Below are 13,687 nucleotides of genomic sequence, written 5' to 3' on the forward strand. Positions count from 1 at the left end.
TTGCTGACAAAAATAGAAAACAACGCTGACAAATTGAAGTTGTTAAATGAATAATTGATACCCAAGTATAAATTATGGGCTTTTTATTGATTCCACGGATGGCTACAATGTAAAATCTTGAAAATCGAGCGGATCAAAGTTTTTGAAGTGCCCGTTCATCTCGATAACCTCTTTGGCACGGTTCACTTCGGTAAGTATACTGGTCGCAGCCTCCAAATGTGTTTTTATAAAGTTTAATCGATCGGTTTCCTTCTTAATAAGCAATAACTCATATTCTTGCTCAAAAGAAAGCCCCATTTTATGGGCTAGGGAGTAGCTGTTGAATTGTTTGGGCGATGTTTTGGTAAAGGGAACGTCCATAATATCGTAGAGCGCCTCAACCTTTTGAATCACTTCCTCCCTTAGACGATCATTTGCGTCATTTTCCGTTTCCAAAAACTCCACTTCGCCTCCAGCGTATAGCTTTCCTTCCAATTGTTTTTCAAAACTCAACACTTTAAAAACCTGACGCGCCACACATACCACGTCCATTTCACCGGATTCATAGGTATTTACAACTTCCACCAATTGCACTTCAGTTCCATAGTTGATGGCATTGTTGATATAGACCGGGATACCAAAAGTGAGCGCCTCATTCCTACAATCGTTGATCAATTGCTTATAACGATCCTCAAAAATGTGAAGTGGCACTGTTTCTCCAGGAAAAAAAACGGATTGTAGTGGAAATAAGGGTAGCTTCATAATTCCAATTTCCTCTAAAAATACAGATCAGAATCCAAAAGAACAACCTTATTTAAGTTTTGATGTTTTATTTAAAACATTTTGTTATATATTTATATTTTGAAATTTCTTTTTTGCGTAACCCACCTACAAAACCTAGTTTTGTTCAAAATATGTAATTAACATGAACTCTAAGGAATTACTTCAACTTACCGAACAATTTGGTGCACCATTATACGTGTACGATGCCGATAAAATCACATCGCAATATAAAAAGCTGACCAACGCTTTTAAAGGAGTGCCAAAGCTTAAGTTGAACTATGCTGCGAAAGCCCTTTCCAATATAAGCGTCCTTAGATTATTAAATAGTTTGGGTAGCGGTTTGGACACCGTATCCATACAAGAGGTCAATTTAGGCCTTTTGGCAGGCTTTAAACCAGAGTCCATCATTTTTACGCCAAACGGGGTTTCCCTGGAGGAAATAGAGGAAGCGGCCGCCCTTGGCGTTCAAATCAATATAGACAACCTCTCCATTTTGGAGCAATTCGGCAGCAAGCATCCGGACATTCCTGTATGTATCCGAATAAATCCGCACGTAATGGCTGGAGGAAATTCCAAGATTTCTGTTGGCCATATCGATTCAAAATTTGGCATCAGCATCCACCAAATACCCCATCTATTGCGTATTGTGGAGGTTACCAACATGAACATCAATGGCATACACATGCACACGGGAAGCGATATTTTGGATATTGATGTGTTCCTCTATGCCTCTGAAATTTTGTTCGAAACGGCTAAAAATTTCAAAGATCTAGAGTTTATCGATTTTGGCAGTGGATTTAAAGTGCCATATAAAGCAGGGGACATTGAGACCAACGTTGATGAGTTGGGCAAAAAACTGACCAAAAAGTTCAATACATTTTGCAAGGATTATGGCCGCGAACTAACACTTGCCTTTGAACCAGGAAAATTTTTGGTAAGCGAAGCCGGCTATTTCTTGGCCAAAGTGAATGTAGTGAAGCAAACCACTTCAACCGTTTTTGCAAGTGTCGATTCTGGTTTCAATCACTTGATTCGTCCAATGTTATATGGATCTAATCACGAAATAATCAACATATCCAATCCAAAAGGCAGGGAACGCTACTATTCTGTGGTAGGTTACATTTGTGAAACGGATACTTTTGGGAGTAACCGTAGGATCAACGAAATCTCGGAGGGCGATATACTTTGCTTTAGAAATGCCGGTGCGTATTGCTTTACCATGGCAAGCAACTACAACTCCAGATACCGCCCCGCTGAAGTACTTTGGTACCAAGGCAAGGCACATTTAATACGAAAAAGAGAAACTTTTGATGATATCCTGCGCAACCAAGTGGACATCAAGGATGTTTTTAATGTTCCGCAAGAACAACCGGTAAAATAGAAATAAGCCCTATCAAGCTGTTAAAATCAATACTTTTTTGGCATAATTTTCGTTAGTTTTGTAGAGATAAGACGACAATTACGTCAAAAATAACGACTATGCGCTCAATTTTTACCCAAATCAGTTTACTTATTATAGTATTGATAGGCTTTAATGCCCAGGCTCAAGAAATCAATTGGATTTCTTGGGACGAAGCCGTCCAGTTATCCAAAACGGATGCAAGCCCTAAAAAAATCTTTGTGGATGTGTATACCGATTGGTGTGGATGGTGCAAGAAAATGGACAAGAATACATTTCAAAACCCTGAGGTTTCCAAATATATGCAGGATAATTTCTATATGGTAAAAATGGATGCTGAAGGCAAAGACCCTATTGAATATCAGGGAAAAACCTTTAAGTACATACCTTCGGGCAGAAGAGGCTATCACGAGTTGGCAGCGGCGCTGTTGCAAGGGCGCATGAGCTACCCTACTGTAGTTTTCTTGGACGAAAAACTAAATATGCTTTCACCCGTGCCCGGTTATCAACAAGTGGAACCTTTTATGCAGATCGCCAAGTATTTTGGCGAGAACATCTATAAAGATCAAGACTGGAAAAGCTACGCTGGGAAGTAATTGCCCCCAGTGTTTCAATATTTATCTACTATAATTTGGACTTTCTTTGGTAATGGTCACATCGTGCGGATGACTTTCGTGAATGCCGCTCGAAGTAATTTTTACAAATCGACCACTCTCTTTTAAAGTTTCGATATCTTTTGCGCCACAATACCCCATTCCAGCGCGCAGACCACCAATAAATTGGTGCATACTTTCCATTAACTCACCTTTGTAAGGTACGCGACCTACAATTCCTTCGGGAACCAGTTTCTTAATATCGTCCTCAACATCTTGAAAGTATCGGTCCTTGCTACCTTGCTTCATTGCCTCAACAGAGCCCATGCCACGGTAAGATTTAAATTTACGTCCCTCGTAAATTATCGTCTCGCCAGGCGATTCTTTTGTTCCTGCCAACAACGAACCCAACATTACAGTATCTGCTCCAGCTGCTATAGCCTTGGGAATGTCTCCGGTATACCGAATTCCACCATCGGCAATTACCGGAACCCCGGTTCCTTTTAGTGCAGCGGCAACCTCTAAAACTGCTGAAAACTGTGGAAAACCGACACCTGCCACCACGCGTGTGGTACAGATAGATCCTGGTCCAATACCTACCTTAACAGCATCCGCACCCGCTTCCACCAAATATCTTGCAGCTTCGGCCGTAGCAATATTACCTACCACGACATCCAATTCGGGAAAGGATTTTTTGACTTCCTTAAGTATACCCACCACACCTTTGGTATGCCCATGTGCCGTATCTATAATAATGGCATCGACCCCGGCTTTTACCAATGCACCGGCACGATCAACAGCATCTCCCGTTACTCCAATGGCAGCGGCTACGCGTAAACGCCCATATTGGTCCTTGTTCGCAATGGGTTTTTGGGTAAGTTTGGTAATGTCCCTAAAAGTAATCAGACCGACCAGTTCCTCCTTTTGATTGACCACAGGAAGTTTTTCGATCTTGTTTTCCTGAAGAATTACTTCGGCCTGTTGTAAAGAGGTGCCCTCTCCCACGGTCACCAAATTTTCAGAGGTCATTACCTCTGAAATAGGGCGACCATCGTTCTTTTCGAATCGGAGATCACGATTGGTTACGATACCGATCAATTTTTTTTCTGCGTCAACAATGGGAATACCACCAATACTATGCTCTTTCATGCTGGCTTTAGCGTCTCGTACAGTTGAATCCAACGGAAGTGTAACTGGATCCATGATCATTCCACTTTCCGCACGTTTCACTTTTCTGACCTTTAGCGCCTGGTCTTCTATGGTCATGTTTTTGTGAAGAACGCCAATACCACCCTCCCTTGCCATGGCAATCGCCATACGGGATTCGGTCACTGTATCCATGGCCGCAGAGACAATGGGCACATTTATAGTGATGTTTTTTGTGAACTTTGATTGGATGTTGACTTCTCTAGGAAGTACTTCGGAGTAAGCAGGTACAAGAAGAACGTCATCATAAGTAAGTCCTTCCCCAACAATTTTGTTTTGGTGAGCTTCCATTGCAATTACGGATTAATTGCGTGCAAATATACCACTATTTTAAACAACGTCGAACCTACTTAACACTTTATGTTTTTACATTGTTGATTTGGTCTTGCAATATTTTGGTAGACTACCCAAAAATGTTAAATGCTCTGTCGTTAAATTTATTTATTCCAAATAAGCTTTGCTTTACCTAAAGTTAGTAGTAATTTTGCGCCGATTTTTTTATTTAAACTCAGTCTTAATTAACACAATGTATCGACTAACTACAATCATCGCATTTTTTTGTATCCTGCTTGTTTCCGGGCAACAGGCATCCAACAGTGATTCCACACTAATAGAATTGAACGAAGTGGTGCTATCCGCCAAAGTTATTTTTGGGAGCAAATTTGTCGCAAAAAACAGAACGGGTTCATCATACTACGTTTCTCCCGCGGAAATCAAAAAGTTTAATTATACCGATGTAAACCGAGTACTGCGTGCAGTTCCCGGCGTAAATATTTATGAAGAAGATGGCTTTGGGCTACGTCCCAACATCAGTTTAAGAGGAACTTCTCCCGAACGAAGCTCTAAAATAACCTTAATGGAAGATGGTGTCCTTATAGCTCCGGCACCCTACAGCGCACCCTCTGCCTATTATTTCCCCACCATTGCAAGGATGCAGGCCGTTGAAATTTTGAAGGGAAGCAGTCAGGTTCAATTTGGACCCTACACCACTGGAGGTGCCATAAATATGATCTCTACAGAAATTCCCGATAACTTCGGAATTTTTCTGAACAGTAGCTACGGAAGCTTTGATACTGGTAGAGTACATGCTCAACTTGGTGATAGTTACAAAAATTTTGGGTACTCTGTTGAATACCTCAACTACAATTCAAATGGATTTAAAAACCTTCGGAATGATGATAATACAGGGTTTGACAAGAATGATCTAGTTGCCAAGGTTAGGCTCAATACCAATGCAGAAGCTAAGCTTGGACAAGAGTTTGAGCTCAAATTTCAATACTCTGATGAAACTTCCCATGAGACTTACCTAGGACTTACTCAAGAAGATTTTAACGCCAATCCTTTCGACCGTTATGCTGGCTCCCAAAATGATGAAATGAATGCGGAACATTTTCAGGTAATGGGAACATACGCTTTAAAGTTCAATAATCAATTTAGGATTACCACAACCGGTTATTACAACGATTTTAGCAGAAACTGGTATAAGGTAGATTACGTTACCATTAATGGTGAACGGGAAGGTATCGGTACTATTTTTAACGACCCCAATACCTACGAACCCTACCTCGACCTGGTTAAAGGTTCATCAAACAGCGGTGCGAACGATTTCCTTAACTCCAGAAACAACAACCGTGATTATTTATCCACCGGTGTTCAAACCAAATTGGACTATCACTGGAGCGGAGCAAACACCTACCATGATCTGGAAATTGGATTGCGCTACCATTACGACGAAGAAGATCGTTTTCAATGGATAGACGATTACGCCATGGTAAACGGAAACATGGAATTGGTAAATGCCGGTATTCCCGGAACCAATGCCAACCGCATCAGCAGTGCCAAGGCTTTCGCATCATACGCCATGTACAAGCTAAAAATAAACAACTTGACCTTGACCCCTGGTCTTCGTTACGAGAACATTTCATTGGAAAGATTGAATTACGGTACAGACGATGTACAACGTGCCGGCTCCGATATTTCTGAAAGACGCAACAATGTTGATGTATTTATTCCCGGTATTGGTTTCAACTATAACTTTAATGACCTATCCGTTTTTGGTGGTATCCACAAAGGATTTTCCCCTCCAAGCAACCAACCCGGTGAAGACCCGGAAGAGAGCGTAAATTATGAGCTGGGAACCCGATTCTCATTCTTAGGGATTTCTGGAGAAATTGTTGGTTTCTATAACGATTACAGTAACCTTTTGGGAAGTGATCTGGCCGCCACGGGCGGAACTGGTTCACTAGATCAGTTTAATGCCGGTGAGGTAAATGTACAAGGTGTGGAACTTTTGCTCAACTACAACATCTTGGAGAACAACCCAAATTTTCAATTGCCCCTCACGTTTGGATACACGTTCACCGATACAGAATTCATGAACGATTTTGGAAGCAATAACGACATTTGGGGAGAGGTTTCTTCAGGGGATGAGCTACCTTATATTTCCAAGCATCAGTTCAACACCTCTTTATCATTGGAGCACGATAAATTTGAGATAAACCTTAGTGGCAGATACAACGGAGCATTCCGAACTTTGGCGGGCTCAGGTCCCATACCTGCCAACGAGAAGGTAAGTTCAAATTTTATTATAGACTTTGGAAGCCGGTATAAATTCAACGACCACATATCCCTTACTGCCAACATGATCAATCTATTGGATGAAAAATATGCAGTTGCCAGAGTTCCTGCCGGACTACGGCCTGGACATCCATTTGGGATCTATGCAGGAATAGAGCTCAGATATTAATTAATAGTTTGCTCAAAAGAAATAGAAGGCAATCCTTATGGGTTGCCTTTTTTAATGATATTCGGAAAACAACTCCGTAGCCTTATTGTAAGCAGCCTCAAAGACCATCCAGTTAACACCCGTATCGGCTTTTTCAGTTGTAAAATAGGAAAGCATTTTTTCCGTGGGCATGTTTCCGGTAAGCTCGTCCTTGGCCATGGGGCAACCACCAAAACCTTGAACGGCCCCATCAAAACGACGACAGCCTGCTTTGTAGGCCGCATCCACTTTTTCGTGCCATTTGGTCGGTGTGGTGTGCAAATGGGCCCCGAATTCGATTTCCGGGAATTTTGGAATCAGGTTGGAAAACAAATAGTCGATTACTTCGGGCGTGGAACTCCCAATGGTATCCGATAACGAAAGTATGCGGGCTCCCATTGCTGCTAATTTTTCCGTCCACTCCCCTACAATATCCACATCCCAAGGATCTCCATAAGGATTCCCGAATCCCATAGAAATATAGGTGACCACTTCTTTATTGTGGGTGTCGGCCAATTCCAATATCTCTTTTAGGGTTTCCACGGACTGATCGATCGTCTTGTGGGTATTACGCATTTGAAAGTTTTCCGAAATAGAGAATGGAAAACCCAAAAAATCAATGGCTGCGTGCTTACAGGCATCTTGCGCCCCTCTCACATTGGCAACGATCGACAGGAGCTTACTCTGTGTCCGTGATAGGTCCAAACTTGCCAACACCTCAGCAGTATCCCGCATCTGTGGAATAGCTTTGGGGGATACAAAACTTCCAAAATCAATGGTATCAAAACCACAACCCAACAAGGACTGGATATATTTTACCTTTTCCTGTGTTGGAATAAAGGTTTTTATTCCCTGCATGGCATCCCGTGGACATTCTATGAGTTTTACTTTTGACATATGTATCCGTAAAAATACTACTTATTTATCCGATAGAAATAGATAAACCGCAATACCCATAAACACAATTATCTGCACCCATTTTAGGTATATCCCTGCTTTTTTATTCCTGGTCAAATAATTGGAAATACTACCGGCCAAAAAAGCTATTGTACCAAAGACCAATAAGGCCGAAAGCATGAAAAGTAGTCCAAGAGCGTAAAACTGAATCACGGTATCAAGTGTATCACTGAATAAAAAACCTGGAAAAAATGCCAAGAAGAAAATGGTGACCTTAGGATTCAGGACATTCATGGTAAATCCCGTCCAAAAAAGATTCCTTGGTGATTTAGCAGGTTGTCCTTCTTTGTCGAGCATAATAGAGGCATCACTTTGATACACTTTATAGGCCAGAAACAACAGATACACGGCACCGAACAGCTTAATGGCAAAAAACAATGCATCACTCCGTTTTATGATTTCAGAAACCCCAAATGCCAACAAGGTAGTGTGCACCAAACAACCGGACACCAAACCAAAAACTGTGGCCATTCCCGCTTTTGTACCGTTGCTGATACTTTGTGCCAACACAAAAATATTATCTGGACCCGGCGACAGGGCAAGGGCAATTGAGGATACCAAAAAACCGATCAATATGGGATAATTGACAGTTTCCAGAAACAAAACGAGACTTTGCATATAATTTTAGCCCATTTTTTCCAAAATGGCCTTGTTTATTTTTTTGATAAGCCCAGGACCCTCATAAATAAATCCGGTGTACAACTGTATCAAATCCGCTCCCGCCTCCAATTTTTCCATTGCATCTTCCGGGGAGTGGATGCCGCCCACGCCAATAATCGGGAAAGCCTTATTGCTCTTTTCGGACAAGAAGCGAATAACCTCCGTACTTCTTTTCGTTAAAGGTTTGCCGCTCAGGCCACCTTTTTCTTCGGTTAAAATAAGGTGAGATTTTAAATCCGTTCTCTCTATGGTCGTATTGGTGGCGATCACCCCTTCTATTTGTGTATCCGTTACGATCGAAATAATATCCAGCAGTTGGTCATCCGTTAAATCCGGCGCAATTTTTAATAAAATTGGCTTTTCTTTCTTATTCAACTTTTTGGCCAGTTTACTATTGTGGCTCTTTAGTTTTTTCAACAATTTGGTCAAAGGCTCCTTATCCTGTAGCTCTCTAAGTCCGGGCGTGTTGGGTGAACTTACATTGACCACAAAATAATCCACATGTTCGAACAGGGCTTCAAAACATATCAGATAATCCTTGATCGCATCTTGGTTCGCGGTAACTTTGTTCTTCCCAATATTTCCCCCAACAATTACGCGATGTTTTTTCTTTAATTGTTCGACCGCTTCGAAAACCCCATTATTATTAAAACCCATTCGGTTAATAATGGCTTTGTCATCGAGCAGACGGAACAAGCGCTTTTTAGGATTTCCCGGCTGCGGTTTTGGTGTTACCGTTCCAATTTCCACAAAGCCAAAACCAAAATCGGAGAATTCGTTGTACAATTTGGCATCCTTATCAAAGCCAGCTGCCAATCCTACCGGATTTTTAAACTTGACCCCAAAAACCTCGCGCTCCAACCTAGCATCGTCCATGGCAAAAACACTCCTAAAAAGTCCGCCAAAACCAAGTTTGGAGAATAACTTAATTGCCAAAAAGGAAAAATGGTGCGCAGCCTCAGCATCAAGCAAAAAAAGTACCGGGCGGATCAAAAATTTATACATGCAAAATGGGATTTTGGACAAAAATAAAAACTCTTAAAACAGTTCTGGACAAATCGATCAATTTTCGTTGACCGACCTATTTATGTAGATAGGGCGTAAAGTTAGTTGATCGCACATTTTTACATATTTGTCATACTGGGATTCGGTAAACGTACTGAGCAGCCGTTTATCCATCATTCGAATATTCTGCCGCATGCTGTCCATTATCGTTGCATATTTTTTGCTGACCGCCAGCAACACCTCCGGAGAGCTTTCTTCGTTCTTTTTTATTAAGAACTTGGCCTTGTCCTCCAAAATATCGTTACGCACTTTTAGCTCGGCACTCCAGTTTTTCAGGTTTTCACGTTGGACTTCCGTTAGCTCAAAAACTTTGGCAATGGTCTCATTATCACGCCCTCCAACACCCAAAATACAGTCCATTTGGGCAAAGCTGAAAACGCCGCACATTAAAAAAAGAGATGCTATTACAAATTTCAATGGTGGGTGCAATTATTTGGTTTCTGAAAGATAGGCATTAATGCCGATGATTTCTAAAATTGCATTTGAATAAGCATTATTTTTGATGAAAATGCCCAACGAACATGGATAAATTATTAGCTCGATTCTTGGAATATGTGACCACGGATACCCAAAGTGACCCCTACTCCAAAACCACCCCTAGCACCGAAAAACAATGGGACCTCGCCAAAAAACTGGTGATGGAACTCCATCAAATTGGTATGCAAGAGGTGTCTATTGATGAGAATGCCTACATCATGGCCACCCTACCGAGCAATGTTGAAAAAAAAGTACCGACCATTGGTTTTATTTCACATTTTGATACCTCTCCCGATTTTTCCGGAAGGAATGTGAAGCCACAGATCATTGAGAATTACGATGGGCAGGACATTGTATTGAACAAATTAAAAAATATTGTTTTATCTCCCGATTATTTTGAGGACCTAAAAGCATACGAAGGTCAAACTTTGATTACCACGGACGGAACCACATTGCTTGGAGCGGACGATAAAGCCGGTATTGCTGAAATAATCACGGCTATGGAATACCTGATCCAACACCCCGAAATAAAACACGGCACTATCCGGATAGCTTTTACACCCGACGAAGAAATAGGTCGCGGAGCCCATAAATTCGATGTAGAAAAATTTGGTGCCGAATGGGCCTACACTATGGACGGCAGTCAAGTAGGTGAACTGGAATACGAGAACTTTAATGCGGCCAAAGCAAAAATTTTGATTACCGGGAAGAGTGTGCATCCTGGATATGCCAAGAACAAAATGATTAATGCCATTGGAATTGCCAACGACTTTTTAACGCACTTACCACCGAGCGAAGTGCCGGAACACACTACAGGTCGGGAAGGTTTTTTTCATGTACATAAAATTAAGGGTGAAATTGAGAAAGCAGAAATAGAGCTGATTATCCGGGATCACGATGCAGTTCATTTTCAGGCAAGAAAAGACCTCCTAGTGGATATACAGGCCAAACTCATCAAAAAACATGGGGAATACATAGAGTTGAGCATAGAAGACCAATACAAAAACATGAGGGAGAAAGTAGAGCCTGTCTTCCATATTGTGGAAATCGCCGAAGAGGCCATGAAATCGCTACAAATAGAACCGATCATAAAACCGATTCGAGGGGGAACGGACGGTTCCCAACTAAGCTTTATGGGACTGCCCTGCCCCAATATTTTTGCTGGCGGCCATAATTTTCATGGCAAGTACGAGTACATTCCATTGGAAAGCATGGAAAAAGCGGTGAAGGTCATCGTAAAAATTTGCGAACTTACAGCAAGTCAAATCAAGTGAGAATGGACAAATCCGAAAAAATAAAAGGTTATTATGAGAAGGAGCATCCCTTTAGGGATGGTATTTCCCTATTAAGGGAATTGGCCTTAAAATCTGGCGCTGAGGAAGATTTTAAATGGAGTATTCCGGTGTATACTTATATGGGTAAAAATGTCTTCGGCATCAGCAAGTTCAAGAACTATTTTGGGGTATGGTTCTTTAACGGAGCGTACTTAAAAGACCCAAAAAATGTACTGGAAAATGCACAGGAAGGCAAAACCAAAGGCATGCGCCATTGGAAGTTCCACGATTTAGATGAAGTGGACAAAAAAACCGTGTTGGATTACATGAAAGAGGCCTTGGAAAACCAAATAAAAGGTTTGGAGATCAAACCTGAAAAATCCAAAAAGGTTGTTATTCCCGAGTTATTGCTATCCGAATTGACCAAAAATCCACAATTACAGGTTGCTTTTGAGAAGTTTACGCCCTACAAACAAAAGGAATTGTGCGAATATATTGCCGAGGCCAAACAGGAGAAAACGAAACTACGAAGATTGGAAAAGATTATCCCTATGATCAAGGACGGGGTCGGGCTGAACGACAAATACCGCTAAGCAACACCCCGGTTATTTAAATTCTGTTTTTTCGGTGCCAACCATTTACCCTATAGTTTATTATTGGAGAAGGGTCCTAGTACATCCATAAGCAAAAAAAACGCCCCTTGAAATTTTAACTTCCAAGGAACGCTTTAATATATATCTTAAAATACGCTTACTTTTTTTCTGCGGGTTTATTCAACTTTTGGCTCATTTCCATAGAAATGGCGGAACGGTCGAACTTAAGACGGCCAGCCATGGTTTCGATAACACAGGAAAAATCCTTGTCGTTCAGTTCCACTATTTTGCCGTGCAATCCACTTTTAGTGATAATTTTATCACCCTTTTTCAATTCTGAAGCGAATTTTTTCTCATCCTTCTGACGCTTGATCTGTGGGCGAATCATAAAAAAATAGGCCACTGCAAAAATCAATATCAGAGGTAAAAATTGTCCTAGGTTTTCCATTGAGGTCTTTTAATTATTTAACAGGACCCGCTGGAACTGCTCCAGGCGCCTGTACAAAAGCTTTGATTCTTAATAGCTCCGAACCTTTTGCCGTATTTGCTGTTACCGTAATGGTCTTTGTAACCTGATTTTGACCAGAACCATTGAACCTTACAGTAAGCTCACCGGTCTCTCCCGGTGCAATAGGTTCTTTTGGCGGATTTGGAACTGTACAACCGCAGCTACTCTTGGCATCGGTAATAATTAGTGGGGCATTACCCGTGTTAGTGAAAGTAAAAACAGTTTCTTGAGCCGCACCCCTTTCTATGGTACCAAAATCGTGCTCGGTCTTTTCAAAAGTCATTACCGGCACCATTTTATCTGCTTCATCTCTGTTAACGGCGCTTTCAACATTGTCAGCAACTATTTTTTCAGATGCTTTGTCCTTGCATGATACGCTGGTTAGGGCAACCACCATGATCAAACTAAAAATTGTTGTTATTTTTTTCATGATTAAAATTTGTTTTTCCAAAATTAAGGAATAATTGTTTACTGTAGACCCCTTCCTATTTTTTGCAGTCTTCCATCGGTTTTGTATTCCTTGGCCAATTTATCCAAAACCCCATTTATAAATATGCTGCTCTTGGGAGTGGAATACTCCTTGGCTATCTCCAAGTACTCGTTCAGGGTAACTTTTTCGGGAATTGATGGAAAATTGAGCAGCTCGCAAATAGCCATTTTTAGGATGATGGAGTCAATCTCCGCGATTCTGTCGTTGTCCCAGTTCGGTGTTTTTCCCTCGATTTCTTTTTCCCATTTGGCATCGTTGAGCAAGGTCTTGGTCAACAGGTCGTTTGCAAAGTCCATATCCTGTTGATCTTTTAACAATGCCGGTAAAAAGAAACGGTCGCCGGAATCTGGTTTGGCCTTCTTTAAACGTTTTACCAAAAATGTATTTACAATTGGGAAATCGTCTACCCAGGTCAATTTATCATCTTCAAAATAATCGTAGATTTTTTCGTTAGGGGCAATAATTTCCTTGAACAGTTGTATCACCAACTTACGGTCGTCCGAATAACTGTCGTCTCCGCTCAACATGTATTCCTTGTAAATGTCACTGGTCACGATCGCTTTGTGTATGATCTTCACATACTCATCGTTCAAATACCAATTGTCCAATTTACGATCGGAAAGTTCGCTCTTCAATGCTTCGTTGTTCACCAATTGCAACAACAGTCGGTTTTTTACAAATTTTCGGGGATCGGGGTATGTATCTTCTTCCGTGGCCACATATTTTTTGGATGCATGGTTCACGTGTTTTTCCGCCAAACGGTGAAGTTCGGCCAAGAGGCTTAAAATCAAAAGATACAGAACGTACATATTGTCTATACTAACGCGCAGGAACTTTTCTTGTTTTTGCAAAGAATCGTCCTTGGATTGCACCAATGCATATATGCACTGCATTACTTTTACTCTAATGTGCCTTCTGGTGAGCATGTTTAAAGAACTT

At 41.3% G+C, this 13,687-nt stretch carries 14 protein-coding genes; 5 read left to right on the plus strand and 9 right to left on the minus strand.

Going from position 1 to position 13,687, the window contains the following annotated elements; translation table 11 throughout:
• Nucleotides 1-102 precede the first annotated feature (102 nt).
• Nucleotides 103-741 (minus strand): LON peptidase substrate-binding domain-containing protein, encoded by a 639-nt coding sequence (locus ABTP35_RS01930; protein WP_224835189.1) that lies wholly within the window; start codon nucleotides 739-741, stop codon nucleotides 103-105.
• Between the two features lie 163 nt (nucleotides 742-904).
• On the opposite strand from ABTP35_RS01930, the gene lysA reads away from it, so the two are divergent.
• Both lysA and ABTP35_RS01940 read left to right on the plus strand, forming a co-directional pair.
• On the plus strand, nucleotides 905-2,143 hold the full coding sequence (gene lysA / locus ABTP35_RS01935; RefSeq protein ID WP_293294279.1) for a diaminopimelate decarboxylase: 1,239 nt from the start codon (nucleotides 905-907) through the stop codon (nucleotides 2,141-2,143).
• Between the two features lie 98 nt (nucleotides 2,144-2,241).
• Entirely contained in the window at nucleotides 2,242-2,757 is a 516-nt protein-coding gene (locus ABTP35_RS01940) for a DUF255 domain-containing protein (RefSeq protein ID WP_293294277.1), read from the plus strand.
• A gap of 21 nt (nucleotides 2,758-2,778) precedes the next feature.
• On the opposite strand, the gene guaB is transcribed toward ABTP35_RS01940, so the two are convergent.
• A complete protein-coding gene (gene guaB / locus ABTP35_RS01945) occupies nucleotides 2,779-4,251 on the minus strand; it encodes an IMP dehydrogenase (protein WP_293294275.1) in 1,473 nt (490 codons plus the stop codon).
• Between the two features lie 235 nt (nucleotides 4,252-4,486).
• Between guaB and ABTP35_RS01950 the strand changes: the two genes are divergently transcribed.
• Nucleotides 4,487-6,706, plus strand: coding sequence for a TonB-dependent receptor domain-containing protein (locus ABTP35_RS01950; RefSeq protein ID WP_293294273.1), 2,220 nt, complete (start codon nucleotides 4,487-4,489; stop codon nucleotides 6,704-6,706).
• 51 nt (nucleotides 6,707-6,757) lie between these two features.
• Here the strand turns inward: ABTP35_RS01950 and ABTP35_RS01955 are convergent, their stop codons facing one another.
• From ABTP35_RS01955 to ABTP35_RS01970, 4 genes are read right to left on the minus strand one after another with little or no spacing between them, the layout of a single operon-like run.
• On the minus strand, nucleotides 6,758-7,621 hold the full coding sequence (locus ABTP35_RS01955; RefSeq protein WP_293294271.1) for a hydroxymethylglutaryl-CoA lyase: 864 nt from the start codon (nucleotides 7,619-7,621) through the stop codon (nucleotides 6,758-6,760).
• A 21-nt stretch (nucleotides 7,622-7,642) separates the two neighbouring features.
• Nucleotides 7,643-8,299, minus strand: a complete 657-nt coding sequence (locus ABTP35_RS01960) for a LysE family translocator (RefSeq protein ID WP_293294269.1) — start codon at nucleotides 8,297-8,299, stop codon at nucleotides 7,643-7,645.
• A gap of 6 nt (nucleotides 8,300-8,305) precedes the next feature.
• Nucleotides 8,306-9,346, minus strand: a complete 1,041-nt coding sequence (locus ABTP35_RS01965) for a quinone-dependent dihydroorotate dehydrogenase (protein ID WP_293294267.1) — start codon at nucleotides 9,344-9,346, stop codon at nucleotides 8,306-8,308.
• A gap of 57 nt (nucleotides 9,347-9,403) precedes the next feature.
• Nucleotides 9,404-9,766: a hypothetical protein gene (locus tag ABTP35_RS01970; protein WP_375334407.1), complete on the minus strand. Its 363-nt coding sequence runs from the start codon at nucleotides 9,764-9,766 to the stop codon at nucleotides 9,404-9,406.
• 161 nt (nucleotides 9,767-9,927) lie between these two features.
• On the opposite strand from ABTP35_RS01970, the gene pepT reads away from it, so the two are divergent.
• Nucleotides 9,928-11,157, plus strand: a complete 1,230-nt coding sequence (gene pepT / locus ABTP35_RS01975; protein WP_293294263.1) for a peptidase T — start codon at nucleotides 9,928-9,930, stop codon at nucleotides 11,155-11,157.
• Between the two features lie 2 nt (nucleotides 11,158-11,159).
• Entirely contained in the window at nucleotides 11,160-11,750 is a 591-nt protein-coding gene (locus tag ABTP35_RS01980; RefSeq protein WP_293294261.1) for a DUF1801 domain-containing protein, read from the plus strand.
• Nucleotides 11,751-11,907: 157 nt separating this feature from the next.
• On the opposite strand, the gene yajC is transcribed toward ABTP35_RS01980, so the two are convergent.
• From yajC to nusB, 3 genes are read right to left on the minus strand one after another with little or no spacing between them, the layout of a single operon-like run.
• Nucleotides 11,908-12,198, minus strand: coding sequence for a preprotein translocase subunit YajC (gene yajC / locus ABTP35_RS01985; RefSeq protein WP_252079163.1), 291 nt, complete (start codon nucleotides 12,196-12,198; stop codon nucleotides 11,908-11,910).
• A 13-nt stretch (nucleotides 12,199-12,211) separates the two neighbouring features.
• On the minus strand, nucleotides 12,212-12,688 hold the full coding sequence (locus tag ABTP35_RS01990; RefSeq protein WP_224835201.1) for a DUF1573 domain-containing protein: 477 nt from the start codon (nucleotides 12,686-12,688) through the stop codon (nucleotides 12,212-12,214).
• 38 nt (nucleotides 12,689-12,726) lie between these two features.
• Complete coding sequence (gene nusB / locus ABTP35_RS01995; protein WP_293294257.1) at nucleotides 12,727-13,674, minus strand: transcription antitermination factor NusB; 948 nt, start codon at nucleotides 13,672-13,674, stop codon at nucleotides 12,727-12,729.
• Nucleotides 13,675-13,687: the final 13 nt, after the last annotated feature.

This window comes from Flagellimonas alginilytica, from assembly GCF_042134605.1.
Taxonomy (GTDB): domain Bacteria; phylum Bacteroidota; class Bacteroidia; order Flavobacteriales; family Flavobacteriaceae; genus Flagellimonas; species Flagellimonas alginolytica.

What these genes read in the sequence shown, in the direction of transcription:
- ABTP35_RS01940 (WP_293294277.1), top strand. Translation starts at nt 2,242, where the DNA reads ATGCGCTCAATTTTTACCCAAATCAGTTTACTTATTATAGTATTGATA.
- ABTP35_RS01965 (WP_293294267.1), bottom strand. Translation starts at nt 9,346, where the DNA reads ATGTATAAATTTTTGATCCGCCCGGTACTTTTTTTGCTTGATGCTGAG.
- ABTP35_RS01990 (WP_224835201.1), bottom strand. Translation starts at nt 12,688, where the DNA reads ATGAAAAAAATAACAACAATTTTTAGTTTGATCATGGTGGTTGCCCTA.
- ABTP35_RS01950 (WP_293294273.1), top strand. Translation starts at nt 4,487, where the DNA reads ATGTATCGACTAACTACAATCATCGCATTTTTTTGTATCCTGCTTGTT.
- ABTP35_RS01930 (WP_224835189.1), bottom strand. Translation starts at nt 741, where the DNA reads ATGAAGCTACCCTTATTTCCACTACAATCCGTTTTTTTTCCTGGAGAA.
- yajC (WP_252079163.1), bottom strand. Translation starts at nt 12,198, where the DNA reads ATGGAAAACCTAGGACAATTTTTACCTCTGATATTGATTTTTGCAGTG.
- ABTP35_RS01980 (WP_293294261.1), top strand. Translation starts at nt 11,160, where the DNA reads ATGGACAAATCCGAAAAAATAAAAGGTTATTATGAGAAGGAGCATCCC.
- ABTP35_RS01960 (WP_293294269.1), bottom strand. Translation starts at nt 8,299, where the DNA reads ATGCAAAGTCTCGTTTTGTTTCTGGAAACTGTCAATTATCCCATATTG.
- guaB (WP_293294275.1), bottom strand. Translation starts at nt 4,251, where the DNA reads ATGGAAGCTCACCAAAACAAAATTGTTGGGGAAGGACTTACTTATGAT.
- ABTP35_RS01955 (WP_293294271.1), bottom strand. Translation starts at nt 7,621, where the DNA reads ATGTCAAAAGTAAAACTCATAGAATGTCCACGGGATGCCATGCAGGGA.
- lysA (WP_293294279.1), top strand. Translation starts at nt 905, where the DNA reads ATGAACTCTAAGGAATTACTTCAACTTACCGAACAATTTGGTGCACCA.
- nusB (WP_293294257.1), bottom strand. Translation starts at nt 13,674, where the DNA reads ATGCTCACCAGAAGGCACATTAGAGTAAAAGTAATGCAGTGCATATAT.
- pepT (WP_293294263.1), top strand. Translation starts at nt 9,928, where the DNA reads ATGGATAAATTATTAGCTCGATTCTTGGAATATGTGACCACGGATACC.
- ABTP35_RS01970 (WP_375334407.1), bottom strand. Translation starts at nt 9,766, where the DNA reads ATGGACTGTATTTTGGGTGTTGGAGGGCGTGATAATGAGACCATTGCC.